Origin of the sequence: Pseudomonas sp. D3, from assembly GCF_029320995.1 — a bacterium.
Lineage (GTDB): Bacteria > Pseudomonadota > Gammaproteobacteria > Pseudomonadales > Pseudomonadaceae > Aquipseudomonas > Aquipseudomonas paraveronii.
On sequence record NZ_CP119772.1, the window covers coordinates 5,650,620 to 5,668,773 of the forward strand.

The 18,154-nt window shown below is 59.0% G+C and carries 17 protein-coding genes; 5 read left to right on the forward strand and 12 right to left on the reverse strand.

Going from position 1 to position 18,154, the window contains the following annotated elements; all coding sequences use genetic code 11:
- Positions 1–4: 4 nt before the first annotated feature.
- A complete protein-coding gene (locus P3S72_RS26125; protein WP_017139256.1) occupies positions 5–313 on the forward strand; it encodes a YhbY family RNA-binding protein in 309 nt (102 codons plus the stop codon).
- A 9-nt stretch (positions 314–322) separates the two neighbouring features.
- Here the strand turns inward: P3S72_RS26125 and P3S72_RS26130 are convergent, their stop codons facing one another.
- The 8 genes from P3S72_RS26130 to grpE form a co-directional block, all read right to left on the reverse strand.
- A complete protein-coding gene (locus P3S72_RS26130; RefSeq protein ID WP_017847416.1) occupies positions 323–727 on the reverse strand; it encodes a hypothetical protein in 405 nt (134 codons plus the stop codon).
- Positions 728–755: 28 nt separating this feature from the next.
- Positions 756–1,232 (reverse strand): transcription elongation factor GreA, encoded by a 477-nt coding sequence (greA, locus tag P3S72_RS26135; RefSeq protein ID WP_017847415.1) that lies wholly within the window; start codon positions 1,230–1,232, stop codon positions 756–758.
- Positions 1,229–4,450, reverse strand: a complete 3,222-nt coding sequence (gene carB, locus P3S72_RS26140) for a carbamoyl-phosphate synthase large subunit (protein WP_276194930.1) — start codon at positions 4,448–4,450, stop codon at positions 1,229–1,231. The genes greA and carB overlap by 4 nt, the downstream gene beginning before the upstream one ends.
- Before the next feature lie 105 nt (positions 4,451–4,555).
- Positions 4,556–5,692 carry a glutamine-hydrolyzing carbamoyl-phosphate synthase small subunit gene (carA, locus tag P3S72_RS26145; protein WP_276194931.1) on the reverse strand — a complete coding sequence of 379 codons (1,137 nt, stop codon included), beginning with the start codon at positions 5,690–5,692 and terminating at the stop codon, positions 4,556–4,558.
- 259 nt (positions 5,693–5,951) lie between these two features.
- The gene (gene dapB, locus P3S72_RS26150) at positions 5,952–6,758 is read right to left on the reverse strand and encodes a 4-hydroxy-tetrahydrodipicolinate reductase (protein WP_253399179.1); all 807 of its coding nucleotides are present in this window, start codon (positions 6,756–6,758) and stop codon (positions 5,952–5,954) included.
- 10 nt (positions 6,759–6,768) lie between these two features.
- Complete coding sequence (gene dnaJ / locus P3S72_RS26155; protein ID WP_247395678.1) at positions 6,769–7,893, reverse strand: molecular chaperone DnaJ; 1,125 nt, start codon at positions 7,891–7,893, stop codon at positions 6,769–6,771.
- A gap of 316 nt (positions 7,894–8,209) precedes the next feature.
- Complete coding sequence (gene dnaK / locus P3S72_RS26160; protein WP_247395676.1) at positions 8,210–10,126, reverse strand: molecular chaperone DnaK; 1,917 nt, start codon at positions 10,124–10,126, stop codon at positions 8,210–8,212.
- Between the two features lie 102 nt (positions 10,127–10,228).
- Positions 10,229–10,789, reverse strand: coding sequence for a nucleotide exchange factor GrpE (gene grpE / locus P3S72_RS26165; RefSeq protein WP_247395674.1), 561 nt, complete (start codon positions 10,787–10,789; stop codon positions 10,229–10,231).
- Between the two features lie 254 nt (positions 10,790–11,043).
- Between grpE and recN the strand changes: the two genes are divergently transcribed.
- The gene (gene recN / locus P3S72_RS26170; RefSeq protein ID WP_276194932.1) at positions 11,044–12,717 is read left to right on the forward strand and encodes a DNA repair protein RecN; all 1,674 of its coding nucleotides are present in this window, start codon (positions 11,044–11,046) and stop codon (positions 12,715–12,717) included.
- A gap of 90 nt (positions 12,718–12,807) precedes the next feature.
- Here the strand turns inward: recN and fur are convergent, their stop codons facing one another.
- On the reverse strand, positions 12,808–13,212 hold the full coding sequence (fur, locus tag P3S72_RS26175; protein WP_247395699.1) for a ferric iron uptake transcriptional regulator: 405 nt from the start codon (positions 13,210–13,212) through the stop codon (positions 12,808–12,810).
- A 98-nt stretch (positions 13,213–13,310) separates the two neighbouring features.
- Between fur and P3S72_RS26180 the strand changes: the two genes are divergently transcribed.
- Complete coding sequence (locus tag P3S72_RS26180; RefSeq protein WP_276194933.1) at positions 13,311–13,838, forward strand: outer membrane protein assembly factor BamE; 528 nt, start codon at positions 13,311–13,313, stop codon at positions 13,836–13,838.
- Between the two features lie 63 nt (positions 13,839–13,901).
- Here the strand turns inward: P3S72_RS26180 and P3S72_RS26185 are convergent, their stop codons facing one another.
- Together P3S72_RS26185 and P3S72_RS26190 are read right to left on the reverse strand one after the other, a co-directional pair.
- A complete protein-coding gene (locus P3S72_RS26185; RefSeq protein ID WP_276194934.1) occupies positions 13,902–14,204 on the reverse strand; it encodes an RnfH family protein in 303 nt (100 codons plus the stop codon).
- Positions 14,197–14,631, reverse strand: coding sequence for a type II toxin-antitoxin system RatA family toxin (locus P3S72_RS26190; protein WP_276194935.1), 435 nt, complete (start codon positions 14,629–14,631; stop codon positions 14,197–14,199). The genes P3S72_RS26185 and P3S72_RS26190 overlap by 8 nt, the downstream gene beginning before the upstream one ends.
- 168 nt (positions 14,632–14,799) lie before the next feature.
- On the opposite strand from P3S72_RS26190, the gene smpB reads away from it, so the two are divergent.
- Complete coding sequence (smpB, locus tag P3S72_RS26195) at positions 14,800–15,282, forward strand: SsrA-binding protein SmpB (protein WP_048724498.1); 483 nt, start codon at positions 14,800–14,802, stop codon at positions 15,280–15,282.
- 38 nt (positions 15,283–15,320) lie between these two features.
- Here smpB and P3S72_RS26200 read toward each other — a convergent pair whose 3' ends face one another.
- Positions 15,321–16,088, reverse strand: coding sequence for an FCD domain-containing protein (locus P3S72_RS26200; protein ID WP_276194936.1), 768 nt, complete (start codon positions 16,086–16,088; stop codon positions 15,321–15,323).
- 261 nt (positions 16,089–16,349) lie between these two features.
- On the opposite strand from P3S72_RS26200, the gene P3S72_RS26205 reads away from it, so the two are divergent.
- Entirely contained in the window at positions 16,350–18,044 is a 1,695-nt protein-coding gene (locus P3S72_RS26205; RefSeq protein WP_276194937.1) for a lactate permease LctP family transporter, read from the forward strand.
- Positions 18,045–18,154: the final 110 nt, after the last annotated feature.

The window sequence follows — 18,154 nt, forward strand, 5'->3', positions numbered from 1 at the left end:
GATTATGCCGCTCACTCAAGAGCAGAAGAAACAGTACAAATCCATTGGCCACCATCTGAAACCAGTTTTGATCGTGGCCGACAACGGTTTGACTGAAGGTGTGTTAGCCGAACTTGAACGCGCATTGGGCGATCACGAACTGATCAAGATCAAGGTCAACATCCTTGACCGCGAAGCGCGCCTGGCAGCCATTGCAGAACTGTGCAAGGTTGGCAAGGCAGACCTGGTCCAGGTCATCGGCAAGATGGCACTGCTGTATCGCAAGAACTTCAGCGTCAACAAGCAACTGTCGAACGTTCATCGCTTCAAATGACAACAAGGGTCACGGGCGTGCTTCGCGCGCCCCGCCACTCCAACCCGGCGCCGGTTGCATCACCAGCACCAGGCCGGAAAACCCTAGCACAAGATAGCTGAATAGCTGCCAGCGCAACGCTTCCGGCAGCCACACATGCACGATGCAATACATTGCACACGCATACAGCGCCATCAACAGCAGTTGGCCGCGAATATCCCGCCACAAACTCCCCAAGCCTTCGGCCTTGATCAGCACCAGCGCCTGAAGCGTTACGCACGCCGCCGCAAAACCCACCAGCAACGCACTCAATAATCCATCGATCTCATCGATCAACAACGGCGCCAGGCCAATCAGGCCCAACGCCGGTAACACGCCAATATGCAGCAACCACAGGCCGCCCACCCAAAGCATCTGGGCAAACTGCCAAAGCATGGCGCCCGCACGAAGCGGGCGCCGCCTTTCAGACATGGCGAACTTCGACAATCTCGTACTCGATCACGCCACCTGGCGTTTTCACAACCACCACATCCCCCTCTTCCTTGGCAATCAAGGCACGGGCCAGTGGCGAACCGACGGAGATCTTGCCGAGTTTGAAGTCAGCCTCATCCTCACCCACGATGTGGTAGACCACGCTTTCGTCAGTCTCGACGTTGGCGATTTCCACCGTGGTGCCGAAAATCACTTTGCCGGTGTGCGGGATGGTCGTGACATCGATGATCACCGCATTCTGCATACGGCCTTCGATATCACGTATCCGCGCTTCGACCATACCCTGCTGCTCGCGGGCAGCGTGGTATTCAGCGTTTTCCTTCAAGTCACCCAGTTCGCGGGCCGTGCCGATGTCCTGGCTCAGCTTTGGACGGACGACCTTGGTCAGATGGGCGTGCTCCTCTTCCAGGGCCTTGGCGCCCCGGACGGTCATTGGGTATTTGATCATGCCTTCAATCCTGCGTGTAGATCCTGCAAGCGACGCACGGTCTTTTCCGGACCGAACTTAAGCGCTTCGCAGATAGCTTCGCCAGCAGCAATGGTAGTGGTGCAGTAAATCTTGTGCTGCAAGGCATTACGACGAATGGAGTAAGAATCCGCGATCGACTGACGACCCTCGGTGGTGTTGATGATCAGGGTGACTTCGTCATTCTTGATCATATCGACCACGTGCGGACGGCCTTCCGTCACCTTGTTCACGCGACGCACTTTCAGGCCCGCCGCTTCAATCAGCTTGGCGGTCCCGGCGGTGGCCACGATCTCGAAGCCCAAGTTGATCAGATCACGGGCCACGCCTGCAACCAGTGGCTTGTCATCATCGCGCACGCTGATGAAAGCAGTACCGCCGGTCGGCAGCACTTCGCTGGCGCCCATCTGGGCCTTGGCAAAGGCCTCACCGAAGGTATCGCCCACGCCCATCACTTCACCGGTGGACTTCATCTCTGGGCCGAGGATCGGGTCCACACCAGGGAACTTGGCGAATGGGAACACCGCCTCTTTCACGCTGTAGAAGTTCGGAATGATTTCCTTGGTGAAGCCGATTTCCTTCAGAGTCTTACCGGCCATCACGCGGGCAGCGATCATGGCCAGGGACACACCGATGCACTTGGACACGAACGGCACGGTACGCGAGGCGCGCGGGTTGACTTCAATGACGTAGATATCGTCGCCTTGCAGCGCCAACTGTACGTTCATCAGGCCGACCACACCCAGTTCCAGGGCCATTTTCTTGACCTGTTCGCGCATCTCGTCCTGGATGTGCGCCGGCAGCGAGTACGGCGGCAGCGAGCACGCGGAGTCACCGGAGTGAACGCCCGCCTGTTCGATGTGCTGCATGATCGCGCCGATGACCACGTCAGTACCGTCGCACACTGCGTCCACGTCCATCTCGATGGCGCAGTTGAGGAAGTGGTCCAGCAGCACCGGGCTGTCGTTGGACACTTTCACCGCATCACGCAGGTAACGCTTGAGTTCTTCTTCTTCGTAGACGATTTCCATCGCCCGTCCGCCCAGTACGTAGGAAGGACGCACCACCAGCGGGTAGCCGATCTTGCCGGCCGCACGGAGGGCTTCGTCTTCGCTGCGCACGGTAGCGTTTGGCGGCTGACGCAGGTTCAGGCGCTCGACCATTTGCTGGAAGCGCTCACGGTCTTCGGCACGGTCGATGGCGTCCGGGCTGGTGCCGATGATCGGCACGCCAGCGGCTTCCAGGGCACGAGCCAGTTTCAGTGGGGTTTGGCCGCCGTACTGGACGATCACGCCTTTGGGCTTCTCGACGCGCACGATTTCCAGCACGTCTTCCAGGGTTACCGGCTCGAAGTACAGGCGATCGGAGGTGTCGTAGTCTGTGGATACGGTTTCCGGGTTGCAGTTGACCATGATGGTCTCGTACCCGTCTTCGCGCAGGGCGAGGGCGGCGTGTACGCAACAGTAGTCGAACTCGATGCCCTGGCCGATACGGTTCGGACCGCCACCCAGGATCATGATCTTGTCGCGACCCGACGGCGCAGCTTCGCACTCTTCCTCGTAGGTGGAGTACAGGTAAGCGGTGTCGGTGGAAAACTCGGCGGCGCAGGTGTCAACGCGCTTGTAGACCGGGAAGATATCCAGCTTGTGGCGATGGGTCCGCAGGTTTTTCTCGGTCACACCCAGCAGCTTGGCCAGGCGCTGGTCGGAGAACCCTTTGCGCTTGAGGCGGAACATCGTGTCGCGGTCGATGCTGGCCAGACCCAGGGTCTTGACCTTCTCTTCCTCCTTGATCAGATCTTCGATCTGCACCAGGAACCACGGATCAATCATGTTCATGCCGAAGATGTCTTCGACGGTCATGCCGGCGCGGAACGCGTCAGCAACGTACCAGATACGCTCGGCGCCCGGCACGGTCAGCTCGCGCTTGAGCACGCTCATGCTTTCCGGATTGCTCAGGTCGAGCTTCTCGTCCAGGCCGCAAACGCCTACTTCGAGGCCGCGCAGGGCTTTCTGCAGGGATTCCTGGAAGGTCCGGCCAATGGCCATGACCTCACCAACCGACTTCATCTGGGTGGTCAGGCGCGCGTCAGCCTTGGGGAACTTCTCGAAGGCAAACCGCGGCAGCTTGGTCACAACGTAGTCGATGGACGGCTCGAAGGACGCCGGGGTCTTGCCGCCGGTGATGTCGTTCGACAGTTCGTCCAGGGTGTAACCCACGGCCAGCTTGGCCGCGACCTTGGCGATCGGGAAACCGGTGGCTTTCGAGGCCAGGGCCGACGAACGCGACACACGCGGGTTCATCTCGATCACGACCATGCGGCCGGTGGTCGGGCAGATGCCGAACTGTACGTTGGAACCGCCCGTCTCTACGCCGATCTCGCGCAGTACCGCCAGAGAGGCGTTACGCAGGATCTGGTATTCCTTGTCAGTCAGGGTCTGTGCCGGAGCAACGGTGATCGAGTCGCCGGTGTGTACGCCCATCGGGTCGAAGTTTTCGATGGAGCAGACGATGATGCAGTTGTCCTTCTTATCGCGGACAACCTCCATCTCATATTCTTTCCAGCCGATCAGGGATTCGTCGATCAGCAGCTCTTTGGTCGGCGACAGGTCCAGGCCACGGGCGCAGATTTCTTCGAACTCTTCACGGTTGTACGCAATACCGCCACCGGTACCGCCCATGGTGAAGGACGGACGGATGATGCACGGAAAGCCCAGGGTCTCGAGGACCGCATTGGCTTCTTCCATGTTGTGGGCGATACCGGAACGCGGGCACGCCAGGCCGATGGACTTCATTGCCTTGTCGAAGCGCGAACGGTCTTCAGCCTTGTCGATGGTGTCGGCGTTTGCACCGATCATCTCCACGCCGAATTTTTCCAGGATGCCTTCGCGCTCCAGGTCCAGGGCGCAATTCAGAGCGGTTTGGCCACCCATAGTTGGCAGCAGTGCGTCCGGACGCTCTTTCTCGATGATCTTGGCAACGGTCTGCCACTTGATCGGTTCGATGTAGGTGGCGTCGGCCATGTCCGGGTCGGTCATGATGGTGGCCGGGTTGGAGTTCACCAGGATGACGCGGTAACCCTCCTCGCGCAGGGCTTTACAGGCCTGGGCGCCGGAGTAGTCGAATTCGCAGGCCTGGCCGATCACGATCGGGCCAGCGCCGAGAATCAGGATACTTTTTATGTCTGTACGTTTTGGCATGGGTTTGTCACTCAAATCCGCAGGTCAGTCGGCAAGCCGTCTTGAACAATCTTTGAAGAGCCTGCGGGGGCCACCGACATTCGGGGCCGCCCGCACGCCACTCAGTCAGCGTCGCTTGGCCATCTCATTGATGAAACGGTCGAACAGCGGCGCTACGTCGTTCGGGCCCGGGCTGGCTTCAGGGTGGCCCTGGAAGCTGAACGCGCTCTTGTCGGTGCGCTCGATGCCTTGCAGGGAACCGTCGAACAGCGACTTGTGAGTTGCACGGAGGTTGGCCGGCAAGGTCACTTCATCCACCGCGAAACCGTGGTTCTGGCTGGTGATCATCACCACACCGGTGTCCAGGTCCTGCACAGGGTGGTTGGCGCCGTGGTGGCCGTGCCCCATTTTCAGGGTCTTGGCACCGGAGGCCAGGGCGAGCAACTGGTGGCCCAGGCAGATACCGAACACCGGGATCTCGGTCTCCAGCACCGCCTTGATCGCCTTGATGGCGTAGTCGCAAGGCTCGGGGTCGCCCGGGCCGTTGGACAGGAACACACCGTCCGGCTGCAGGGCCAGGACGTCGCTGGCCGGGGTTTGCGCCGGCACGACGGTCACGCGGCAACCGCGCTCAACCAGCATGCGCAGGATGTTGTACTTGATGCCGTAGTCGTAGGCCACTACGTGGTAGGGCAGATCGGCAGCGTCGATGGTCTCGTGGCTGTCGGTCTTCAAGTCCCAGACAGTGGAGCGCCATTCGTACTTTTCCTGGGTGCTGACGACTTTCGCCAGGTCCATGCCTTTCAGGCCAGGGAAGCCTTGCGCTGCAGCGATCGCCGCCGCTTCGGAAATATTGTCACCGGCCATAATGCAGCCGTTCTGCGAGCCTTTTTCACGCAGGATGCGCGTCAGACGGCGCGTATCGATACCGGCGATCGCCACAACGTTGTTGGCTTTCAGGTAATCGGACAGCGACATCGTGCTACGCCAGTTGCTCGCAACCAGGGGCAGGTCACGAATCACCAGGCCCGCCGACCAGACACGATCAGATTCGACGTCTTCCGGTGTAGTACCGGTATTGCCGATGTGCGGATAGGTCAGGGTAACGATCTGTTGGGCGTAGGAAGGATCGGTAAGGATTTCCTGATAGCCGGTCATGGCAGTGTTAAACACCACCTCTCCAACGGTTTGACCGTCGGCTCCAATGGCTTCGCCGCGAAAAATGCTGCCATCAGCAAGGGCGAGTATGGCTGGCTTAGTCAAGAAGACCTCCCGTAAATAAAGCCTGAAAGGGCGATCGCAGGTTGTAAAAAAGCGGAGTGACGTATGGACACGTCACCCCGCTTCTTCACTGAATTATTCTGCGCGCTTTTAGTGGACACACTAAAGCTGTAGCTTACAGAAAAAGGCTATTTTGGTCCACCGCTAATGAGCCTTAAAGGCAGGAGAATGCGACAGGACGTCGCTTAGCGGGTAAAAACGGGGCCTCAGGATAATCCCGAGACCCCATTTTAGCTACTGATTAGTGCAGATCCAACACATCGCGCATGTCATACAGACCCGGCGCACGACCGTCCAGCCACAGCGCAGCACGCACCGCACCCTTGGCGAACGTCATGCGACTGGAGGCTTTGTGCGTGATTTCCAGGCGTTCGCCTTCAGCGGCGAACAGCACGGTGTGATCGCCGACGACGTCGCCACCGCGAACAGTGGCAAAGCCAATGGTGTCACGCGCACGCGCACCGGTATGGCCTTCACGCCCGTACACCGCCACCTTCGACAAGTCTCGGCCCAGGGCATCGGCGATAGCCTCACCCATGCGCAATGCCGTTCCCGACGGCGCATCGATCTTGTGGCGATGATGGGTCTCGATGATTTCGATATCCGCCTCATCACCCAGCACGCGCGCCGCCAGGTCCAACAGCTTGAGCGAGAGGTTCACGCCCACACTGAAGTTGGCGGCAAACACGATGGGAATGTCCTTGCCCGCCTCGACCAGCAACTGCTTCTGCTCAGCACTCAAACCGGTGGTGCCAATCACCATGGCTTTGCCCGCCTTGCGGCAGAACGCCAGGTTTTTCAGCATCACGTCTGGCAGCGTAAAGTCGATCAGTACGTCGAATTCGTCCGCCACCAGCTCCAGGTTGCCGGACAACGACACCCCAATACGCCCCAGCGAAGCCAGCTCACCGGCATCGGCACCGATCAACGTACTGCCAGGGCGAACGATCGCCGCCGTCAGGCCGGAGGCCGGCGAGCGCTGCTGCACCGCCTCGATCAAGGTTTTCCCCATGCGCCCGGCAGCGCCCATTACGGCTATACGTCGCATACTCAATTCCTTACAGGTCGCCGAAGAAGCGCTTCACACCATCGAAGAAGCCAGTGGTTTTCGGCGAATGGGAATCGTCGCCTGCCAACGAACTGCGGAACTCTTCGAGCAGTTCACGCTGACGACGGCCCAGATTGACCGGCGTTTCCACGGTGACACGACACATCAGGTCGCCCGCACCGCCACCACGCACCGGCGCAACGCCTTTGCCACGGATACGGAACTGCTTGCCGGTCTGCGTCCCCTCAGGGATCTTGAGATTGACCCGGCCGTCCAGGGTCGGAATCTCCAGCTCGCCGCCCAGGGCCGCGTCGACAAAGCTGATCGGCACTTCGCAGAACAGGTGCTTGCCGTCACGCTGGAAGATCGAGTGCTCGCGCACATTGATCACCACGTACAGATCACCCGTCGGACCACCCTGGGTCCCCGCCTCGCCTTCGCCCGACAGGCGAATGCGGTCACCGGTATCTACGCCCGCCGGCACTTTGACCGACAGGGTTTTGTACTCTTCGACACGCCCTTCGCCGTGGCAGGAATCGCATGGGTCAGAGATGATCTTGCCTTGGCCTTGGCAACGCGGACAGGTCTGCTGCACCGAGAAGAAGCCCTGCTGCATGCGGACCTGACCGATACCGCCGCAGGTCGGGCAAGTGATTGGCGCCGAGCCTTTCTTGGCACCCGAACCGTCGCAAGGCTTGCAGTTGACCAGCGTTGGCACGCGGATATTGACGCTGGTGCCGCGCACGGCTTCTTCCAGGTTCAGCTCCAGGGTGTAGCGCAGGTCGCTGCCACGCTGGGCGCCGCCACGCTGACCACCACGGCCACCGCCGAAGAAGTCACTGAACACATCGCCGAAAATATCGGAGAAGTTCTGACCGCCAAAGCCGGCACCGCCGCCACCCATGCTCGGATCGACGCCGGCGTGACCATACTGGTCGTAGGCTGCACGCTTGTTGGGATCACACAGGCATTCGTAGGCCTCGTTGGCCTCTTTGAACATTTCTTCGGATTCTTTGTTGTCCGGATTACGGTCCGGGTGGTGCTTCATCGCCAGGCGACGGTAAGCCTTCTTCAGGTCCGCCTCGCTGGAACCGCGCTCCACACCCAATACTACGTAATAGTCACGCTTTGCCATAAGTCTTTGCACTCTTAAGGACGTTCAGCCAGACCCTCCTGAGCCTTGCCGAACTCGTTGAGCCCCAATACAGGCCCGGACCCAACTCACGTCAATTCAACGATCCTGGTCATAACTGCTTTCAGCCAGGGATCCGGCCAAAAACGCGGTGACTGTCGCCGGAAAGCAGGAGCATTCCCGATCACACCGCCAGCATCCGAGCGTTGTCGCATGCTGTAAAAATTTGCATACCCCAGACACGCCAACGCGGGAGCAAGCTCCCGCGCGGCGACATCCTACCAGTCACCGCTTGTTAGCGGTCAACCGGCCAAGCAGATTACTTCTGCTCTTTGACTTCTTCGAACTCGGCATCGACAACGTCGTCGTGCTTGGCTTCAGGCTCTGCCTGATGCGCTGCACCGTCAGCTGGCTGACCTTGTTCGGCGTACATTTTCTGAGCAACCGGTGCGGAGACTTTCGACAGTTCCTCAACCTTGGCTTCGATGGCAGCCTTGTCGTCACCTTTAATCGCGGCTTCCAGAGCAACCACAGCAGCTTCGACCGCGGTTTTTTCTTCGGCAGTCACTTTGTCGCCAGCTTCAGTGATCATTTTGCGTGTCGAGTGAACCAGTGCGTCGCCCTGGTTACGAGCAGCGGCCAACTCTTCAAACTTCTTGTCCGCCTCGGCATTGGTTTCCGCATCACGAATCATCTGCTGAATTTCTTCATCAGACAGACCAGAGTTGGCCTTGATGGTGATCTTCTGCTCTTTCCCGGTCGCCTTGTCTTTGGCGCCTACGTGCAAGATGCCGTTGGCGTCGATGTCGAAGGTCACTTCGATTTGTGGCACGCCACGTGGTGCTGGCGGGATCTCGGCCAGGTCGAACTTGCCCAGGGACTTGTTCTGCGCCGCTTGCTTACGCTCACCTTGCAGGACGTGAATGGTCACGGCGCCCTGGTTGTCATCGGCAGTCGAGAACACTTGCGATTTCTTGGTAGGAATCGTGGTGTTTTTCTCGATCAGCGCGGTCATCACGCCGCCCATGGTTTCGATACCCAGGGTCAGCGGGCTGACGTCCAGCAACAATACGTCTTTCACGTCGCCAGCCAGTACCGCACCCTGGATGGCAGCACCCATGGCAACCGCTTCGTCCGGGTTCACGTCTTTACGTGCTTCTTTGCCGAAGAACTCGGTCACCAACTTCTGAACCAGTGGCATACGGGTCTGACCGCCGACCAGGATCACGTCATTGATCGCACCCACTTCAATACCCGAGTCTTTCAGTGCAATGCGGCAAGGTTCGATGGTGCGCTGAACCAAGTCTTCAACCAGCGCTTCCAGCTTGGAGCGCGAGATCTTCACGTTCAAGTGCTTAGGACCGGTAGCGTCTGCAGTGATGTACGGCAGGTTAACGTCGGTCGACTGAGCCGAGGACAGCTCGATCTTGGCTTTCTCAGAGGCCTCTTTCAGACGCTGCATCGCCAGCGGGTCACCCTTGAGGTTCATGCCGCTTTCTTTCTTGAACTCGTCGACGAGGTAGTCGATCAGACGGATATCGAAGTCTTCACCACCCAGGAAAGTGTCGCCGTTGGTGGCCAACACTTCGAACTGGTGCTCGCCATCAACTTCCGCGATTTCGATCACGGACACGTCGAAGGTACCGCCACCCAAGTCATAAACGATGACGGTGTGGTCGCCCTTAGCCTTGTCCATGCCGTAAGCCAAAGCGGCCGCAGTGGGTTCGTTGATGATACGTTTTACGTCCAGGCCCGCGATGCGGCCGGCGTCTTTGGTCGCCTGGCGCTGGCTGTCGTTGAAGTAGGCCGGAACGGTGATCACCGCCTCGGTCACTGCTTCACCGAGGTAGTCTTCGGCGGTTTTCTTCATCTTTTTCAAGATTTCAGCCGAGATTTGTGGCGGCGACATTTTCTGGCCGTTTACTTCAACCCAGGCGTCACCGTTGTCAGCCTTGGCGATTTTGTAAGGGACCATCTTGATGTCTTTCTGTACGACTTCTTCGTCGAACTTACGACCGATCAAACGCTTCACCGCGTACAGGGTGTTGTGCGGATTGGTCACAGCCTGGCGCTTGGCCGACTGACCGACGAGGATTTCACCGTCGTTGGCGTAAGCAACGATCGACGGCGTAGTACGCGCGCCTTCGGCGTTTTCAATGACTTTTGCAACGCCGTTTTCCAGCACGGAGACACAGGAGTTGGTGGTCCCCAGGTCGATACCGATAATTTTGCCCATGATTTACTCTCCCGAAACTTGAATTTGGATGCCGCAGCAGTGGTGGCTAACTGCGGTAGCACTTAAACGCTTGACTTATAGATGGGGGCCTTGCGGCGAATTTCAAGCCTGCTCATCAATCGAAGGTGAAACCGGCGCAGGCGCCTTGCTGACTACAACCATTGCCGGGCGCAGCAAGCGACCGTTGAGCTGGTATCCCTTCTGGAACACTTTCAACACGCGGTTTGGCTCATGATCATGGCTTTCCTGCATAGCCATGGCCTGGTGATGCTCAGCGTTGAACGGCTCGCCACCTTGCGGATCGACCGCCTCCAACTGATAACGCTTCAGGGTGTCCTGGAACATTTTCAGGGTCAGCTCGATACCTTCACGCATCGGGCGGATGTTTTCGTCGTCCGGGCTGGACAACTCAAGTCCGCGCTCCAGGCTGTCGATGATCGGCAACAGATCACCGGCGAATTTTTCCAGCGCGAACTTGTGGGCCTTTTCTACATCCTGCTCAGCGCGGCGGCGGACGTTCTGCAGATCGGCGGCAACACGCAAAGATTGGTCCTGCGCAGCGGCCAATTGCTCTTCGAGCACTTGCACACGAGTTGCCAACTCATCACCGGCAGCCGAATTGGCGTCTGGAGTTTGCGTATCCTGCGTCTGTTCGTCAGCCATAGATTTCTCCTTTCAAAATCATGCGCGAACTCAACTCGCGCTTCTGTTCCGGTATATGGGGCCACAATTTCCAGGTTCAAGGGTGCAGGCGTTACCAAAAGTCTTTCAGCTGACCCAGATCAATTCCGACCCGTTCATTCCCCTTCGCGCTAAAAAAAACACCAGACCAAGCAAATCGAGCTAAGCGTCAGGATTGTCAGCTCGGAACAAAACACTGTATAAATAACCAGACCTAAAGCCTGGGAGCGGCCGTCATGCTCGTGCACCTGTCCGTACATAACTACGCCATCGTTGAACATCTGGATCTCGAACTGGATCGCGGGATGAGCGTAATCACAGGCGAAACCGGCGCCGGCAAGTCGATCATGCTCGACGCCCTCGGCCTGACCCTGGGAGACCGCGCCGACAGTGGCGTGGTACGCCCCGGCGCAGACAAGGCCGATATCCTGGCGACCTTCGACCTGGCGGACATCCCCGAAGCGGAAGCCTGGCTTGCCGAACGCGACCTTAATAATGAAGGGCCGTGCATCCTGCGCCGGGTCATCACCGCCGAAGGACGCTCCCGCGGCTATATCAACGGCACGCCCTGCCCCCTGGGTGACTTGAAAGCCCTTGGCGAGCTGCTGATCGATATCCACAGCCAGCACGAACACCAATCCCTGCTCAAAACCGACACCCATCGCCGCCTGCTCGATGAATACGCCGGCACCACCGACCTGGCCCGCCAGGTCCAGCTAGCCGCGCAGCGCTGGCGCCAGACCCGCCTGGAACTGGAGCGCCTCTCCAATTCCGGCGACGAGCAGCGCGCACGCCATCAATTGCTCAGCTATCAACTCGAAGAGCTGGAAAGCCTCGGCCTTGGCGAAAGCGAGCTGGAACAGCTTGAGCAGGAACACAAGAACCTCACCAACGCCGAAACCCTGCTGGGTATTTGCCGCCAGGTGGTGGAGCAATGCAGCGAGAGCGATTCGGGCAATGTACTGAATGCACTGACCGTCAGCCTCAATCGGCTGTCCAGTGTGAACAATGCGTCCGGTTCGCTGAATGAAGCCACGACCTTGCTGACCAGCGCGCAAATTCAGGTAGAAGAAGCGGTAGGCGAACTGAACCGCTTCCTGGACCACTTCGACGCCGACCCGGCACGCCTGCAGGAAATAGAAGAACGCCTGGACACCATCTACACCCTGGCGCGCAAACATCGAATCCAGCCCACTGAAGTGGCAACGATGCAGCAGAAGCTGCTGGATGAAATCGAAACCCTGAACGCGAATGACGAATCCATTGAGCGCCTGAGCGACGAACTGGCTTCTTTCGCCCGCCACTATCAAGAGAAGGCCCGTGAACTGAGCGACCTGCGCCACCAAGCCGCCACAGGCCTGGCCAGCGCGGTAGAGCAGGAAATCCAGCGCCTGGGCATGCCCGGCGGCCGCTTCACCATCGAACTGCGCACCAACACCAGCAACGAACTGCAGCCCCATGGCCTGGAACAGGTAGAACTGCTGGTCAGCGCCAACCCGGGGCAGCCGCTCAAGGCGCTGGCAAAAGTCGCCTCCGGTGGTGAGCTCTCACGGATCAGCCTGGCGATTCAGGTGATCACCGCCCAGACCTCGCGGGTTCCGACACTGGTCTTTGACGAGGTGGACGTTGGCATTGGTGGCCCGACCGCAGAAATTGTCGGCCAACTGCTTCGCCGCCTGGGGGATCGCGGCCAGGTGCTGACAGTCACCCACTTGCCGCAAGTGGCCGCCCAAGGGCATCAGCATTTGTTTGTACATAAAGTACGGGGCAGCGATGCGACACGCACTGCAGTGTCCAAGCTGAATAAGTCGGAGCGTGTTGAGGAAGTGGCGCGCATGCTCGGCGGTATCGACCTGACCAAAGAGTCCCTGGCCCACGCGAAGAAAATGGTGGTGGCGGCGAAGGCCTGAGCGAACCAGCAATTTTCACGCTTATAGAAAGCACGAAGGCGACCCTGGGGTCGCCTTCAATCGTTTCGCAGAGTCAATCTGCGCCGATTTTTACTTTTTCTTACGAACGTAAAGAACCAAATTATGGTCCGCCAAGTCGTAGCCATGCTCCTCGGCAATTGCCTTCTGAAGCCGCTCGATTTCCGGGTTGGTGAATTCGATAACCTCACCACTGTCCACATCGACCATGTGGTCGTGATGACCACCGTCAGCCAATTCGAACACTGCATGACCGCCGTCGAAATTATGACGAACCACCAGCCCTGCGGCTTCAAACTGGGTCAGCACACGGTAAACCGTGGCCAGGCCAACGTCCTCATTAGACTCCATCAGCGCCTTGTAAACATCCTCGGCACTCATGTGGCGCTGCTCAGCAGAATCAAGCATTTGTAGAATTTTGACGCGTGGCAGAGTCACTTTAAGACCGGCTTTGCGTAGTTCGCTATTTTCAACCATGGTTAGCTTTCTCGCGGATGCTGCTTCGCAGCTTCTCTTAATACGGGTATGATCGGCGTTTACGTTGTCCCAGCCAAGATAGTGGAAGTCGCCCACCGATGCAAAACACCAAGCTCTTGCTAACCAGTTTCACCTTTGTGGGACTGCTCGCACTCGCCGGTTGTTCATTCCCCGGGGTTTACAAAATCGACATCCAGCAGGGCAATGTCGTCACACAGGACATGATAGACCAGTTACGCCCGGGAATGACCCGACGGCAAGTGCGGTTTATTATGGGTAACCCCCTGCTGACTGACACGTTCCATGCCGATCGCTGGGATTATCTCTATAGCATCCAGCCTGGGGGCGGTGAACGCCAACAGGAGCGTGTCGCTGTCATCTTTAATGGCAATGATCAACTGGTCAGCCTGTCCGGCGACTTCATGCCCGGCGTAAGCCGCGATGAAGCCTTACTGGGCAAGGACAACGGCACCAACGTGACTGCGCCAGCGCAGGGAGCCGAGAAGCCGAAGTCCGAAGTACCGGCCAAGCCAGGCTCATTGCTCGACAAGATCCAGAAAGACGTCGACGGCGTGCAAACCGTTCCAGTCCCGACGCCACAGCCTCTGGACACCAGCTCGCAGTAAGTGTGCGGTGTTCGATAAAAAGCCCGGCATGCCGGGCTTTTTGTTGCCTGCTGATTGGCCGGCCTATGAACGCTGTTGCTTGGCCAGCGCCGCCTTGGCCGCTCGCAGCCTGCGCACTTCTTTGGGGTCGGCCAGCAGCGGGCGGTAAATCTCAATACGATCACCTGACTGCACGGTGCGCGTATCGGGGTCCACCACCACCCTGCCGAATATCCCCAGCGGGCAATCAGCAAGGTCCACCTCAGGAAAGTGCGCCGCAATACCCGACGCCAGCACCGCTGCCCGCAGGCTCGTGCCCGATGCCACCGCGACCGCCAGCAACACCTGGCGATCCACCCCGGCATACACCACTTCAATCTCAAACATGCAGTTGCTTGGCTCGCTGACAGAACGCGTCGACCAGGGTATTGGCGGCCTGATTGAACAGAGGCCCCAACGTCGCCCGCACAATGGGCCCCGCATAATCGAAGGACAGATCCAGGCTGATCTTGCAGGCCTGCTCGGTCAACACCTTGAATACCCAGACACCATGCAACTGGGTGAACGGCCCTTCCTGCAGATTCATTTCAATGGATTTGCCCGGCACCAGGACATTGCGTGTGACAAAGTGCTGGCTGAGCCCTCCCTTGGCCACCCCGACACTGGCAACCATGTGCTCATCACTGCTTTCCAGCACCTCGGCGGTCGAGCACCACGGCAGGAATTCCGGGTAACGCGCCACGTCGTTGACCAGGTCATAAAGCGCCTGGGCCGGATAGGGCAGCAGGGCCGAACGTTGAATATGCGTCGTCATGTGAGCGTTATTTCCACAACTGAGCGGCAAACATCGAGAAAGAACAACCCGATCCGCGAGAGAAAAAAACCAAAGAACTGCCGGTATTGTCCGGGATTCGTCCAACACGCTCAAGCACACAGGTTGACCGTAGCCGACACGCTCGCAACTCCCTATAATGCCGCCCCTATGGCTAAACAAAAGAAACACCCCACAGGGACCATCGCGCAAAATAAAAAGGCGCGACACGATTACTTCATCGAACATCGGTTCGAGGCTGGTCTGGTCCTGGCCGGCTGGGAAGTAAAAAGTCTGCGAGCCAGCAAGCTGCAGCTAGTCGACAGCTATGTGCTGCTCAAGGATGGCGAGGCGTGGCTGCTTGGCAGTCATATCACCCCGCTGACCACCGCGAGCACGCACGTGATTGCCGACCCGGTGCGCACACGCAAGCTGCTGCTCAACGCCCGCGAACTGGACAAGCTCGCCGCCGCCGTACAGCAGAAAGGCTATGCCTGCATCTGCCTGTCCTGGTACTGGAGCAAGCATCTGGTCAAGTGCGAGATCGCACTGGGCAAGGGCAAGAAGGAATACGACAAGCGCGATACCGAGCGCGAGCGCGATTCCGATCGTGAGCTGCATCGCGCCGTGCGCAACAAGGGCAAGGAAGAATAATCCTGGTGACGCTGTAGCCTTGGGTGCCTCACCCTCGGCTACATGCTCTTGCGCCGCTCCGCCCGGGCCACGCGCTGAACTTCCTGACGCACCTCCTCCAACACCTCCTGCACATACAACAGATGACGCGTTGAGACTTCCCGCGCCTGCTCGGCCCGCCCCTCGATAATCGCCAGGTACAAATCCCGATGCTGACTGATCAGCATGTCGCGGGTTTCCGTGCGCTGCTGATACATGCCGCCAATATTGGTCACCACGTTCCGCTTGAGCAGGTCGAACAACCCACGAATGGTGTGCAACAGCACGGCGTTGTGGCTGGCCTCGGCAATGGCCAGGTGAAACCGCGCATCCGCAGCCCCCTCCTCCGCCCGACTGACTTTATCGTCGCGCGCGTAACAATCCTGTAGCGCTTCAAAGGCCGCCGTCAGCCGCTCACGGTCGACTTCGGTAGCGCGCAACGCTGCGTAATAAGCACAGGACGCTTCGAGGGTTTGGCGAAACTCCAGCAAATCACGCTGAGCCTCGGGATTGTTTTCCAGCAGGCGCAACAACGGATCGCTGAACGTCGAGCCCAACGACTCAGCCACATAATTGCCACCGCCCTGGCGACTGACCAGCAAACCCTTGGCCGCCAGCTTCTGAATCGCCTCACGCAGCGAGGGGCGCGACACGCCGAACTTTTCAGCCAACGCGCGCTCGGCCGGCAAGCGCTCGCCCGATTTCAGCGTGCCCTCAAGGATCATGCCCTCAAGCTGCTCGACAATATCGTCAGACAAACGGCGCTGACGCACCTGATCAAACCCCATAACGCTCTCTCCACGATCCCGACCACTCGCCGGGGCCTCTATTCTGGCCTATCGCAACGCTTGCAGCACCCATCAGAACACCTTCGATTTATCCGATCAGAGCAGCCGCCCATAACTTTAAGACCAAAGTTTCGCAGGCGGCAAATTGACACACCACCGCCAAGGCTTTTACTCTAGCCAACAGCGGCTGTAAATTGGTATTACCAATTACCCAAGCCGACTAAAACGTGCCTAACCAACAACAATTAGGGGCCACCCCATATGCAAACTTGGCAACAGCTCTACAGCCCGCTCGGCAGCCTCGGCCTGTCCGCACTGGCCGCCGTTATTCCAATCGTATTTTTCTTCTTGGCTCTGGCCGTGTTTCGCCTTAAAGGCCACGTCGCTGGCAGCATCACGCTTGCGCTGTCGATCCTAGTGGCAATCTTTGCCTTCCAGATGCCGGTGGACATGGCACTGGCCGCTGCCGGCTACGGCTTTGCCTACGGCCTGTGGCCAATCGCCTGGATCATCGTCGCAGCGGTATTCCTCTACAAACTGACGGTCAAAAGCGGCCAGTTCGAGATCATCCGCAGCTCGGTGCTGTCGATTACCGACGACCAACGCCTACAGGTCTTGCTGATCGGTTTCTGCTTCGGCGCATTCCTGGAAGGTGCCGCCGGCTTCGGTGCTCCCGTGGCGATTACCGCCGCGCTGCTGGTCGGCCTGGGTTTCAACCCGCTGTACGCCGCCGGCCTGTGCCTGATTGCCAACACCGCACCTGTCGCCTTCGGCGCCCTGGGGATTCCGATCATCGTCGCCGGACAAGTGACCGGCATTGACGCGTTCAAGATCGGCGCCATGACCGGTCGCCAATTGCCACTGCTGTCGCTGTTCGTACCGTTCTGGCTGGTGTTCATGATGGACGGCCTGCGCGGCGTGCGCGAAACCTGGCCGGCCGCCTTGGTGGCAGGCCTGAGCTTTGCCGTCACCCAATACTTCACGTCCAACTTCATCGGCCCGGAACTGCCGGACATCACCTCGGCCCTGGCCAGTCTGGTTTCCTTGACCCTGTTCCTGAAAGTCTGGCAACCCAAGCGCACCGCCGGCGCACAGATTGCCGGTGCAACCTCCAACGCAACGGTCACCGCCAGCGTCGGCGGCTTCGGCCTGCCACGCAGCACTGTCGCTTCGCCCTACAGCCTGGGGCGAATCTTCAAGGCCTGGTCGCCGTTCCTGATCCTGACCGTGCTGGTGACCATCTGGACCCTCAAGCCATTCAAGGCGATGTTCGCTGCGGGCGGCTCGATGTACAGCTGGGTGTTCAACTTCGCGATCCCGCACCTGGACCAAATGGTGGTCAAGGTTGCGCCTATCGTGACCAATCCGACGGCCATCCCCGCCATATTCAAACTGGACCCGATTTCAGCGACCGGCACCGCGATCTTCTTTTCCGCGCTGATCTCGATGCTGATATTGAAGATCGACATCAAAACTGGTCTTACCACTTTGAAAGAGACCTTCTACGAACTGCGCTGGCCGATCCTGTCCATCGGCATGGTGCTGGCCTTCGCCTTCGTCACCAACTACTCGGGCATGTCCTCGACCATGGCGTTGGTCCTGGCCGGCACCGGTGCAGCCTTCCCGTTCTTCTCGCCGTTCCTCGGCTGGCTGGGGGTTTTCCTGACAGGCTCCGACACCTCGTCCAACGCCCTGTTCAGCTCGCTGCAAGCCACCACCGCCCACCAGATCGGTGTCAACGACGTCTTGCTGGTAGCGGCGAACACCAGCGGCGGCGTGACCGGCAAGATGATTTCGCCGCAATCGATCGCCGTGGCCTGCGCCGCGACCGGCCTGGTCGGCAAGGAATCCGACCTGTTCCGCTTCACCCTCAAGCACAGCTTGTTTTTCGCCACCATCGTCGGGCTGATCACGCTGGCCCAGGCCTACTGGTTCACCGGCATGCTCGTGCATTGAAACCACAGGCAATCAAGCAATAACCGACGCCGAACAGCGATTTCGGCGTCAGCTTTCCACAACCCATCTGCCGGGCCGCTGAACACGCTGCGGCCCTGACGGACGGACAA